The organism is Streptococcus sp. ELY_90 (assembly GCF_058314475.1).
On record NZ_JBZFUJ010000023.1, the window covers coordinates 1 to 12,673 of the forward strand.

11 protein-coding genes and 1 pseudogene are annotated in these 12,673 nt (G+C 39.5%); 10 read left to right on the plus strand and 2 right to left on the minus strand.

Translation table 11 applies throughout. The annotated features are described in order from the left end of the window. Together AC4HAF_RS09925 and AC4HAF_RS09930 are read right to left on the minus strand one after the other, a co-directional pair. Positions 1-121 (minus strand): annotated as a pseudogene (locus AC4HAF_RS09925) (IS110 family transposase); the annotation flags it as partial. 142 nt (positions 122-263) lie between these two features. Then, positions 264-2,153, minus strand: coding sequence for a BglG family transcription antiterminator (locus AC4HAF_RS09930; RefSeq protein WP_491097631.1), 1,890 nt, complete (start codon positions 2,151-2,153; stop codon positions 264-266). Between the two features lie 164 nt (positions 2,154-2,317). Between AC4HAF_RS09930 and AC4HAF_RS09935 the strand changes: the two genes are divergently transcribed. The 10 genes from AC4HAF_RS09935 to AC4HAF_RS09980 all read left to right on the plus strand — a co-directional run bounded on the left by AC4HAF_RS09935 (position 2,318) and on the right by AC4HAF_RS09980 (position 12,434). Then, complete coding sequence (locus AC4HAF_RS09935) at positions 2,318-2,629, plus strand: PTS sugar transporter subunit IIB (protein ID WP_491097632.1); 312 nt, start codon at positions 2,318-2,320, stop codon at positions 2,627-2,629. 18 nt (positions 2,630-2,647) lie between these two features. Further along, on the plus strand, positions 2,648-3,895 hold the full coding sequence (locus AC4HAF_RS09940; protein ID WP_491097633.1) for a PTS sugar transporter subunit IIC: 1,248 nt from the start codon (positions 2,648-2,650) through the stop codon (positions 3,893-3,895). Positions 3,896-3,911: 16 nt separating this feature from the next. Next, positions 3,912-4,283, plus strand: coding sequence for a PTS lactose/cellobiose transporter subunit IIA (locus tag AC4HAF_RS09945; protein WP_491097634.1), 372 nt, complete (start codon positions 3,912-3,914; stop codon positions 4,281-4,283). A 3-nt stretch (positions 4,284-4,286) separates the two neighbouring features. Continuing rightward, a complete protein-coding gene (locus AC4HAF_RS09950; RefSeq protein WP_491097635.1) occupies positions 4,287-5,729 on the plus strand; it encodes a glycoside hydrolase family 1 protein in 1,443 nt (480 codons plus the stop codon). Between the two features lie 178 nt (positions 5,730-5,907). After that, positions 5,908-6,519, plus strand: coding sequence for an HAD-IA family hydrolase (locus tag AC4HAF_RS09955; protein WP_491097636.1), 612 nt, complete (start codon positions 5,908-5,910; stop codon positions 6,517-6,519). Positions 6,520-6,570: 51 nt separating this feature from the next. Then, positions 6,571-7,278: an O-methyltransferase gene (locus AC4HAF_RS09960; protein WP_491097637.1), complete on the plus strand. Its 708-nt coding sequence runs from the start codon at positions 6,571-6,573 to the stop codon at positions 7,276-7,278. Positions 7,279-7,339: 61 nt separating this feature from the next. After that, positions 7,340-8,341, plus strand: a complete 1,002-nt coding sequence (gene prsA / locus AC4HAF_RS09965; protein WP_491097638.1) for a peptidylprolyl isomerase PrsA — start codon at positions 7,340-7,342, stop codon at positions 8,339-8,341. A gap of 238 nt (positions 8,342-8,579) precedes the next feature. Next, positions 8,580-9,065 (plus strand): LURP-one-related/scramblase family protein, encoded by a 486-nt coding sequence (locus AC4HAF_RS09970; protein WP_491091452.1) that lies wholly within the window; start codon positions 8,580-8,582, stop codon positions 9,063-9,065. 18 nt (positions 9,066-9,083) lie between these two features. Then, positions 9,084-11,702: an alanine--tRNA ligase gene (gene alaS, locus AC4HAF_RS09975; protein WP_491097639.1), complete on the plus strand. Its 2,619-nt coding sequence runs from the start codon at positions 9,084-9,086 to the stop codon at positions 11,700-11,702. Between the two features lie 33 nt (positions 11,703-11,735). Further along, the gene (locus AC4HAF_RS09980) at positions 11,736-12,434 is read left to right on the plus strand and encodes a DUF554 domain-containing protein (protein WP_491097640.1); all 699 of its coding nucleotides are present in this window, start codon (positions 11,736-11,738) and stop codon (positions 12,432-12,434) included. Positions 12,435-12,673: the final 239 nt, after the last annotated feature.

The window sequence follows — 12,673 nt, forward strand, 5'->3', positions numbered from 1 at the left end:
CCATCTCATTTAGAACAACTTGTCTACGTTCAGAAAGTCTAAGTAACTCCCCTGCATAGTATTTGACCTCTTCCATCATTGGAGAGGTTTTCTTGACCGCACAATAAGACTGACTAGCTAGTTTTAATTGTTGTTCTAGCTTTTTTTAATTATGTTAAATAATAGTTTTGACAATGTGAAGTTAAAATTTTACTATCGTGTATACTGTAATTCAAAAAAATTCTTCGAGCTTGTAAAGGAAAGATAAGATTCATTTTAATAATCTAACTTTCATAGCAAGTTACAAGATACTGCACAAAATCTTCATAATTTTTTTGAGCGATTAATTTTCGGACATTAGTATTGTTATTTAAAATAGTGGTTAGTTTTTCAAAAAAATCATTGAAAATGCTCTTATCGCTTTGACTAAAGCACATCATAATGACAAGTGCAACGTTATGCTTATCCCAAGGAATACCGCGTTCAGAAATTAAAACATAAAAGCAAGTTTTTTTAGCTGTCATTTTCATAGTATGCGGAATAGCAAAATGGTTAAAGGCCGTTGTTGAAAGCTTTTCACGCTCTAAAATTTGTTCAAGGTAACCCTCATCTGCATATCCTAGTTTAATAATTTTTTTGGCCATATAGGAGAGGCACTCTAACTTGTCAGTTATAGTTGTATTCACTTCAAAGAGACTGTTGTTCATCAATTTTTCGATAGTCATCTTGAAGTGTAATTTTTCTTTATTTAGTTTTAAACTTTGAATTTTGGCCTGTATTTGTCTGTGGATTGTGGAGTTGAAAAACGGCATAATATGAATCGCAGTTATTGATGGAGGATTTTGCAAGGGAACAGTAGATAAGATAAGCTCAATATCTTTGAGATTCGCTAATTCTTTTTCATTAGTGATTATATCTTTGATGATAAGATCATCCCAAAATGCTTGGTGAATTTTCTCAATAAGTTGTTGATTGATATCATAATAAGTGGGTGAAAACAGAACAGCACGAATCTTGTTTTGAATAGTTTTAGAAGCTTCAATAGCATTCCCAATGTGAAAAGCGACATAGGCAATTTCATCATTGTTGATATTAATATTTAGTTCTTGGTTGATGATAGCTGCTATAAAGACAGCCACTTCAAATATTAAAGGGCAGGAGGATTTAAAGTCATCTGCTAAAGGATTTTTGCTAAAATAATTATTTTGTGATCGAGTGATAAGATTGCTAAGATGCAGTCCAAAGCGTAGCTTTAAATCAGGATCATCGATTTTTAAACCATAATTCAGATAGATTTCAGTCAAAATTTTATCAACTAGCTTTAAACATTCCTTACCGATATAGTCAGAAATAGTTTCTTTTGAAGAGTTATCATTGCTTAAATGGCTGACACGTGATGCTATTAAGAGAGCTAGTTCCACGGTTTCATTTTCTGAAAAGTGAATGGTATATTCTTTTTCCAACATGTGTGCTAAATTTGTAGCAAGTTCATATTCAATACCAGAGGCCATTTGATAGTCAGTTTTAAAGCTGTAATTACCATTTTTGAGTCTATCAATGGTTATAGCGAGGTGAAGAATTAAATTAGATAAGGAATAGTCATTAATGAAAAGATGTGCTTTTTGAATTTCTTGAATGACCAGTTGATTTAATTCTGCAATATCAATCATTTTAAAATTAGATTGGAGATAATCTAAGTTAACAAAATTAATATTGGATTCCTGATACAACAAGTCACTGAGAATTCTTCTTTTATCAGTTTCTAATCCTGAAATAAAGACCCTATCCCCTTTGGTTGTTAATTGAATATTGAATGTTTTAAAATATTTTTTTAGATTTTGCAAATCTTTTTTTATGGTAGATTCGCTATAAAAAAGTTTTTCAGAAAGGTCATAAATATCAAAATTAGGTTTTTCAGTCAGTAATATTCGACTTAATTCATTTATCCGATTAGAATCTTCGGTACTCTCTTGCAATATTGTTTTGACCTTTAAAGGTTCAGCAATACAATAGCCTTGGCGGGTAGATTTTATAATGGATTGATACGTTGTGTTGAGATCTTTAATGTATGTTTTTACGGTACGTACAGAGAGGTTAAGTTTATCGGCTATTTGCTGAGCAGTTAATGGCTGACTATCGATCAGTAATCTTAAAATATAATGCTTTTTTTCCATGTTTATCTCCTCTCTATTTGTTGAGTTCTTTCATAATAGTATAAAATAGGATCTTTTTTTATTCCAATACAGAGTTGCACTATCAGAGTGAAAATGATTATTGGATAAAAGGTAAATAGTATTGGATAATACTGTTAAAAATAAGAAAGGTTCAGGTATTTAGGATGGCTAAATTAAATGTTTTATTAGTTTGTGGCTCAGGAGCAAGTTCAGGATTTCTAGCAGCCAATATGAGAAAGGCTGCCAAAGCGAAAGGAGTAGATATTGACATTAAGGCAAGAAGTGAATCTGAAATTGAAAACTACATTGATGAGATAGATGCTCTTATGATAGGTCCGCATCTTTATTATATTATTGAGGATGTAGAAGAGGTTGTTGCAGGAACAACTATCAAAACAATCCTGATGAAACCGGAATATTATTCTACTTTGGATGGAGAACAGGCACTGGAGCATTTATTAAAAGAAATGAAATGATTATTGAAAGGATGTCTGATGATGACTAAATTAATTGATTGGCTTGAAAAAAGTTTTGCACCTAAAATGAATAAATTTGCTCAAAATATTTGGATTGTGACTATAAAAGATTCTGTTATGCAGATTCTTCCATTTATATTACTGGGGTCTTTGTTTTGCGTCGGTGCAGTTATTGAAAACTTTATAAAACTTCCGTTCTCTTTTTGGACACCCTTTGGCTGGACGATGGGAATGGTCTCGGTGTTGGTATCATTTCTGATTCCTTTCAACTACTGTGAACGAAAGCGGTTGAGAAAGCAGCGGCTCATAGCAGCTTCAAGCGGGATTATCTTATTTTTTATTTCGATTACACCAGAGTTGACGACCGAGGGTAAAGCAGGTTTTGGTTCAAGCGCATTCGGTGCAGGAGGAATGTTTTGTGCGATTATGACAGGCATTATTGTAAGTTTAGTATTTTCATTGTTTGGTAAATTCTCATTTTTTAAAGAAGATAGTGCCATTCCTGATTTTGTTCGCCAGTGGTTTGATTCACTGTTACCTATTGCAACTATTGTTTTTGGAGGATTTTTACTAGTTCAGGTTGCTAATGTTAATCTTTATGCTATTATTTCAGGTTTCTTTATGCCACTAAGAAGTATTTTAAATACTTGGTATGGCTTTATTCTTTTCAATTTTATTGCTTGTTTCATCTATTCAATGGGAATTTCAACTTGGGTGCTATCTCCTGTATCTGAACCAGTTAAACTCGCTTCTATTGCAGCGAATATCTCAATGGCAGCAGCTGGGACAGCAACTGCTGCTGATCTTAATATTTTTACAGAAACCATGCAGTTCACTATGTATATGTGGTGGGGTGGTGTTGCCTGTACGTTCCCTCTGGTTCTTATGCTAGCAACATCGAAAGCTAAAAAATTAAAAGCACTGGGGCGTGCTTGCTTAGTTCCTGCCATCTTTAATATCAATGAGCCAGTGATTTTTGGCTGTGTTGCCTGGAACCCTATTATGATGATTCCAACTTGGATAATTGGTATTATATTGCCAACCATAACTGTTATTGCAACAAAAGTAGTGGCCTTTGCTCCAATTCCAACAATTCAGTTTGATGTGTGGTATTGCCCGTACCCTATTTCGACCTGGATTGCCTCACAAGGGTCAATAGCAGCAGTACTCTTTGCCGTTTTGACTTTTGTTGTTTCGGCTCTTATTTGGTTTCCGTTCTTTAAAGCTTATGAAAAACAAAGTTTAAACGAAGAAATATCATCTTAATGAAAGGTATCACATTATGTTAGAAGAAGAAATTGTTCAGGCAGCTATGTCTATTATTTTACATTCAGGAGATGCCAGAGTTGCTTGTAAGAAAGCTTTAGAAGCTGTTGCAGAAACAAATTTTGAAGTAGCAGAACTTAAGATAAAAGAAGCTAATGATAAGATTATTTTGGCTCACAGAATCCAAACAGATGCGATTCAGGCGGAGACACAGGGTAAAAAAAGAGATTATTCTTTACTTTTTGCGCATGCTCAAGATACGCTGATGACTATTTACAGTGAATTAAATATTGCTAAGCAAATCATTAAAATTGGTAAAGTATATGAAGAAAGACTGGGCAAGTTAGAGCAAATAGTGTCAGTAAATACTGCAAGAAAGGAGAAGTAGACAATGCAAATACCAAATGGTTTTCCTAAAGATTTTTTATGGGGAGGTGCAGTGGCAGCTAATCAGCTTGAAGGAGCTTATGATCTAGATGGTAAAGGATTATGTGTTGCGGATATTAACGAATTTCACGACAATATTGCTATTGAAAAAAAGTATAATGATGAGCTGACTTTAGCTTATGTTAAAGAAGCAATGCAGTCAGGTCATGGAGATGGTCGTATTTTTCCTAAGCGCTGGGGCATTGATTTTTATCACACTTATCAAACGGATCTTGCTTTGTTAGCTGATCTCGGATTAAAAACTTTTCGAACCAGTATTAATTGGGCACGTATTTTTCCAAACGGTGACGATAAAGAGCCAAATGAAAAAGGGTTAATTTTTTATGATCATTTGATTGATGAAATCATAAAAAATGGGATGGAGCCGATGATAACCATCTCACACTATGAAATGCCTTTAAATCTAACTCTAAATTACAAAGGTTGGTATTCAAGAGAAATGATTGGATTCTTCCAGAATTACTGTCAGGTTTTATTTGACCGTTATGCAAATAAGGTAAAACTCTGGGTGCTTGTCAATCAAATTAATTTGATTGGTCATGAATCTTTCAATCATCTAGGTGTAGCAGAAGATAGAGTTGAGGATTTGGCATCTGCAAAATATCAGGCAGTTCATAATGAAATGGTAGCCTGTGCTCGAGCAACACGCTATGCCCATGAAAAATATCCAGATCTGCAAATTGGAATGATGCTATGTGGTGGTCCGGATTATGCAGCAAGCAGTAAACCAGAGGACAATCTTGCTGCTCTTAAGCATAATCAGATGGAATATTTTTATTCTGATGTCTTGCTTCGCGGTTATTATCCAGGCTATGCTTTTAGATTTTTTGATGATCATGGAATAAAACTTAAATTCGGAGAAAATGATGAGGAGGATTTGAAAAATACTTGTGATTTCTTTTCGTTTTCATATTATTACACACGAGTTGTCAGTAAAGAAAGCTATGAAAAAGGGAATGAATCCTATAGAAATAAAGCTCTACCTGCCAATCCCTGGGGTTGGACAATTGATCCTATAGGTTTTAGGGTTTTGTTAAATAAATTCTGGGATCGGTATCAAAAACCTATTTATGTAACTGAAAATGGAGTAGGCTATTATGATGAGCTTATTGACGGAGAAGTCCATGATAATTATCGAATAGATTACTATCGTGCTCATATTGAGCAAATGAAAGAAGCTATTAAAGATGGCGTTGATGTTCGCGGGTACTATGCTTGGGGGCCAATTGATATCGTTTCATGTTCTTCAAGTGAAATGTCAAAGCGTTATGGCTTTATCTATGTGGACCTTGATGATTATGGGAATGGTTCAGGTAAACGTCTGAAAAAAGATAGTTTTGCTTGGTATCAAAAAGTTATTGCATCTAATGGCGAAGATTTAAGATAACAGATTTTTAAGAACTTAAATCAAAACAAAAAACAGGATTATCTAAACTAAACTGTTAATAATTGTTTAGATAGTCCTGCCTTTTATGTTACAATTAAGTATAATAATTTTAAAAATTACTTATTGCTGGTTTGAAAAAAGTGATTGGGCATAATTTATGAGTGTAGGAAAAAATTTTATGACAGCTTTTATCTGGGATTTTGATGGGACTCTGGTGGAGTCCTATGGAGCCATTCGTGAGGTTTTGATCTTGCTTTATAAGTCCTATGGCCTGCCCTTTGATGAGGACTGGGTTATGGATTATATTATTAAAGAATCGGTCGGCAGTTTGTTAAGAAAGCTGGCAGCTGAACACCATCTGTCTTTTGACGAATTGCTGGTTTTTTTTAATCGTGAGCAAGAAGCACGTGACCATATGATCAGCCTCATGCCTTACGCTAAAGAGGTTCTGCAGAAAACCAAGGAAAAGGGCACCCAGCATTTCATTTATACCCACAAGGGAGCGACAACGCAATCAGTGCTTGAGCGCTTGGGGATTGACCGATTTTTCACGGAGGTCATTACCTCTGCCAATGGTTTTGCCAGAAACCCCCATCCTCAAGGAATCTGCTATCTGGTGGATAAGTATGGTTTGGATAAATCGCAAGTCTATTATATCGGTGACCGCAGGCTGGATGCAGAAGCGGCAGCAAATGCCGGTATCCACTCTATCAATCTCCATCAGCCTGACTCAGCTGACAATCGTAAGATTGAGACTTTGAAAGACTTGCTTCTGCTGGAAGAGCTTTAAGGAAGAATTCTCTGGCACTGCCCAGAGAATTTTTGTTATAATAAAGACATTATGGTTAAAACGTACAGTAAAAATGCCAACCGCAATATGCGCCGGCCTGTAGTAAAAGAAGAAGTTGTTCGCTTTATGCGTGAGCAGCAGGCCCAGAATACAGGTTTTCTAAAAAAATTGGAAGATTTTGCACAGTCTGAAAATATTCCGATCATCCCGCCGGAGACAGCTGCCTACTTTCGTCTTTTGCTGGAGCTTTTGCAGCCCCAAAGAATTCTTGAAATCGGGACAGCTATTGGTTTTTCAGCACTTTTAATGGCTGAAAGTGCTCCTTCGGCCGAAATCACAACGATTGACCGCAATCCTGAGATGATTGCTCTGGCCAAGGAGAATTTTGCTGCATACGACAGCCGCAGGCAGATTCGTCTGATTGAAGGAGAAGCTTCGGAAATGTTAGCTGATCTTGACGAGACTTATGATTTTGTCTTTATGGATTCGGCAAAATCAAAGTATATTGTTTTTTTGCCGGCTGTTTTAGAGCATTTGACAGTTGGCGGCCTTGTTGTTATGGATGATGTTTTTCAAGGGGGCGATGTGACAAAGCCGCTGGACGAGATTCATCGCAGTCAACGAGCTATCTACCGCGGTCTGCAGAAATTATTTGATGCGACCCTGACAAATCCTGATCTGACAGCCAGTCTCCTGCCGCTTGGCGACGGTCTGCTGATGATTCGTAAGAATACTAAAGAAGCCAAACTGCCCGATTAAGTCATCTTTAAGAAATTATGATATAATGAAAGGGTTAATGACAAAAAGGAGTTTATCAAGAATGAAAAAACGTACGATTGTTACAGGACTTGTGACCTTGCTTTCTGTTGTCACATTGGCGGCTTGTTCCAAGACATCACAAAGCAGCAAAATCATTACGATGAAGGGTGACACCATCACTGTCTCAGACTTTTATAATGAAGTTAAAGAGTCAACCGCTTCGAAACAAGCTGTGCTGTCTCTGGTCATTTCAAAAGTCTTTGAAAAACAATACGGAGACAAAGTTTCTGACAAAGAAGTCACCAAAGCCTATAACGAAGCAGTAAAATATTACGGAGATTCTTTCTCAAGTATCCTGGTATCCCGCGGCTATACTAAAGAATCCTACAAGAAACAAATTCGTTCTGAAAAGTTGTTGGAATATGCGGTGAAAGAAGAAGCTGAAAAAGAATTGACAGATGCCAATTATAAGGCGGCTTATGAGGATTACAAGCCGGAAGTAACGGCTCAGATTATCCAGCTGGATGACGAAAGCAAGGCCAAATCTGTCTTAGAAGATGCCAAAGCAGACGGAGCAGACTTTGCCAAAATCGCCAAAGACAATACTAAGGGTGATAAAACAGAATACACATTTGACTCAGGTTCGACAGATCTTCCGAGTCAGGTGCTGACAGCTGCCTTTGCGCTTGACAAAGACGGTGTGTCTGATGTTATTACAACAGCCGATTCTTCAACGTACAAGCCTGTCTATTACATTGTCAAGGTAACTAAGAAAGAAAGCAAAAACGCTGACTGGAAGGCTTACAAAAAGCGTCTGAAAGAAATTATCATCAATCAAAAACTAACAGACACTGATTTCCGCAATGCCGTTATCGGCAAGGCCTTCAAGAAAGCTAATGTAAAAGTTAAAGACAAGGCGTTCAGTGAGATCCTCTCACAATATGCCACAGCAGGTGATTCTTCCTCATCTGATTCAACAACGACAACAGCAGCTTCAAGCGCTGATTCAACAACAGCTGCCGATGACCAAACGACAGATGCTGAAACAACAGCAGCAGAGTAGTCTGTAAGGATTGACGAATGCTGTAAAAGACAGTATAATTGTTCTATCAAGAATTGATTTTTCACCTCTTTGCCCCAGAAAAATAGCGGTTGATGCGAGCTATGCAAAGCGAGAGATCTTGCTGCTTGATTGTTAAATTGAATACGAAAATAAGAATGACAAGTTCATTGAATGAAGGTGGTACCGCGGTTTTTTCGCCCTTCGTTTGATGGACTTGTCTTTGTTTAAGGACAGGTGTATGGCAAAAGAATTTAAAATCAAGGAAAAAATGTGGTCTATGGCCGGCAAATTTACCATCAGTGATGAACTGGGAATAGACTGCTATCAAGTAGAGGGAAGCCTCTTTAAGATTCCTAAGACTTTTACTGTTAAGGACATGGCGGAAAATCCTGTCAGTAAAATTGAAAAACGGGTGTTTGCTTTCCCTGCTGCCTTTGATGTCAGTATGGCAAACGGTCAGCATTTTACTATTAGAAAAGAAATGACCTTTTTCAAGCCTCGTTACAGTATTGATCATTTAGGCATCACCGTCCAAGGCAATTTCTGGGATATGGATTTTGAACTGCTGCATGACGGCCAGGTCATTGCCCGCATTTCGCAGGAGTGGTTTAAACTGGCTTCAACCTACACGATTCAGGTCTATGATGAGGTTTATTCTGACCTGGTTATCTCGCTAGTGATTGCCATTGACTATGTCAAGGAACTTGAAAATAATTCGAAATAAGAAAGGAATTCATACAAGATGAAACAATTAACAAGTGCTCAAGTACGCCAGATGTGGCTGGATTTTTGGAAATCTAAGGATCACGCGATCGAACCGTCTGCTAATCTGGTTCCCGTCAACGATCCGACCCTGCTCTGGATTAATTCAGGAGTCGCAACGCTGAAGAAATACTTTGATGGGTCAGTAACCCCTGAAAATCCTCGTATTACCAATGCGCAAAAGGCGATTCGGACCAATGATATTGAAAATGTCGGCAAAACTGCCCGCCACCACACCATGTTTGAGATGCTGGGCAATTTTTCGGTCGGCGATTATTTTCGCGATGATGCCATCAAATGGGGCTTTGAACTTTTGACCAGCCCTGAGTGGTTTGATTTTCCCAAAGACAAGCTCTACATGACTTATTATCCGGATGACAAGGAGTCCTACAACCGCTGGATTGAGGTCGGCGTAGATCCCAGCCACTTGATTCCGATTGAGGATAATTTCTGGGAAATCGGTGCCGGCCCTTCAGGACCGGATACCGAAATTTTCTTTGACCGCGGAGAGGACTTTGACCCGGATCATCTGGGTGTCCGCCTCTTAGCTGAAGATATCGAAAATGACCGCTATATTGAAATTTGGAATATCGTACTGTCTCAATTCAATGCAGATCCTGCTGTTCCGCGCTCTGAGTATAAGGAACTGCCGCATAAAAACATTGATACGGGAGCTGGTTTAGAACGCTTGGTGGCAGTCATGCAGGGGGCTAAGACCAATTTTGAAACTGATCTCTTCCTGCCAATCATCCGTGAGATTGAAAAATTATCCGGTAAAACTTACGATCCGGACGGTGACAATATGAGCTTTAAGGTCATTGCCGACCACATTCGCTCACTTTCATTTGCTATTGGTGATGGGGCTCTTCCCGGAAATGAAGGACGCGGCTATGTTCTGCGCCGTTTGCTGCGCCGTGCTGTCATGCACGGACGCCGCCTTGGTATCAACGAGCCCTTCTTGTATAAACTGGTTCCGACGGTCGGACAAATTATGGAGTCTTATTATCCAGAAATTTTGGAAAAACAAGACTTTATTCAAAAAATCGTTAAACGTGAAGAAGAAACTTTTGCCCGCACCATTGATGCCGGTTCAGGCCACTTGGATCAATTGCTGGCTGAGCTTAAAAAAGCAGGCAAGGATATGCTTGCCGGTCAGGATATCTTCAAGCTCTATGATACCTATGGATTCCCTGTAGAATTGACCGAAGAATTGGCTGAAGATCAAGGCTTTAAGATCGACCATGATGGTTTTAAAGCTGCCATGAAAGAGCAGCAGGAACGGGCTCGCGCCAGCGTCGTTAAAGGCGGCTCAATGGGTATGCAAAATGAAACCCTGTCAAGTATAACTGAAAAGTCAGTCTTTAATTATGAAAATGAAGCTCTCGACAGTAGGCTGTCTGTTATCATTGTAGACAATGAGCGCACCGAAGCGGTTTCAGAAGGAGAGGCTCTTCTTGTCTTTGCAGAAACACCTTTCTACGCTGAAATGGGCGGTCAGGTCGCTGACCATGGTCTTATCAAAAATGATAAGGGAGATACCGTTGCGCGGGTGACAGATGTTCAAAAAGCACCAAACGGTCAGCCTTTGCACACGGTAGAAGTTTTGGCCAGCTTGTCAGTCGGAACAGTTTACAGGCTGGAAATTGACCATGAACGCCGCAATCGTGTCATGAAAAACCACACGGCAACTCACTTGCTCCACGCTGCGCTTCACAATGTCATCGGCAATCACGCTACTCAGGCCGGTTCTCTCAACGAAGAAGGCTTCCTGCGCTTTGACTTTACGCATTTTGAAGCTGTTACAGCTGAAGAGCTCCGCCGCATTGAAGCCGAAGTCAATGAACAGATCTGGCAAGCTGTTCCCGTGACAACTATTGAAACAGATATTGATACGGCGAAGAAGATGGGAGCTATGGCTCTCTTTGGCGAAAAATACGGGAAAAATGTCCGTGTCGTTTCCATTGGAGATTACTCGGTAGAGCTGTGCGGCGGTACTCACCTGAAGAACACTTCTGAAATCGGCATCTTCAAGATTGTCAAAGAAGAAGGTATTGGTTCAGGGACGCGCCGCATCCTGGCAGTAACCAGCAAAGAAGCCTTTGAGGCTTACCGCGAGGAAGAAGACAGCCTCAAAGAAATTGCTGCAACCCTTAAGGTGCCGCAAATGAATCAAGTTGTAAGCAAGGTCGCTGCCCTTCAGGAACAGCTTCACCAGCTGCAAAAAGAAAATGCCGAATTGAAAGAAAAAGCAGCTGCGGCTGCAGCCGGCGATATTTTCAAAGAGGTGAAAGAAGCAAACGGTCTTCGCTACATTGCCAGTCAAGTTGAGGTTTCCGATGCAGGTGCTCTGCGCACCTTTGCTGATAATTGGAAGCAAAAAGACTACTCAGACGTTCTTGTTTTAGCAGCAAGTATCGGTGAAAAGGTCAATGTTCTTGTTGCCAGCAAGAGTAAGGACATCCACGCCGGCAATTTGATTAAGGAACTCGCACCAATTGTTTCCGGCCGCGGCGGCGGAAAACCTGACATGGCTATGGCTGGCGGAACAGACGCCGGAGCTATTCAAGAGCTTTTGGCCGCTGTCGCTGACCATCTCTGATAAAGAGAAGGAGAATTAGCATTGGGCACTGTAATGAATGTTGCTTTGATTATAGTTGGCGGCGGTTTGGGGCTGGGATTTAAAAACCATCTCAAACCCCAGCTGCAGAAAACCCTGATGCAGGCAACAGGTGTAGCGGTCATCTTTTTAGCCATTGCCGGTGTTTTTGGGAAAATGATGGCGGTTGATAACAATCATCTTCAAAGCGGGCATAGTTTTCTGCTGATTATCAGTATGGCTCTTGGTGCTGTTCTGGGTGAGCTCTGTCAGATCGAGGCACGCATTGAGCAGTTCGGTGATTTTCTCAAACGCAAAACAGGCAGCCAAGGAGACAGTCAGTTTGTTGACGGCTTTGTCACAGCAACCTGCACCGTCTGTGTCGGAGCGATGGCTGTTGTCGGCTCTATTCAAGATGGTATTTACGGCGATGCTTCTATCCTGCTGGCTAAGGGTGTGCTGGATTTGATTATCATTGCTATTTTGTCAGCCTCCTTAGGCCGAGGCGCCATCTTTTCAGCCATTCCGGTAGCTGTTTTTCAGGGCGGCGTCACGCTTTTAGCAGCTTTAGCAGGAAATTTTCTGTCAAGTCAGGCCGTTGATGGTATAGCCCTTGTGGGCAACGCGATTATCTTTTGTATCGGCACTAATCTGGCCTTCGATACAAAGGTCAAAGTCGCCAATCTCCTGCCGGCCCTCCTTATCGCTGTTATTTGGAACAGCTTTGCAGGTTAACATTTCTAGGAATAAGAAAACCTAAGTTCATGTGGACTTGGGTTTTTTATAGTCTATGTTTTTTAGAAAAATGACAAAATGTTTACAAATATATATATATATATATATATATTACAGACCGAAGACAAACTTCTTTTTGGAGGTTTGTCTTTTTTTAAAATTCTCCAGAAAGTATGTCCTGAGGTGACAATAACTAAGGCATTTACTTGAATTTGACCAAAATAAAAAGGCTTTCCTGC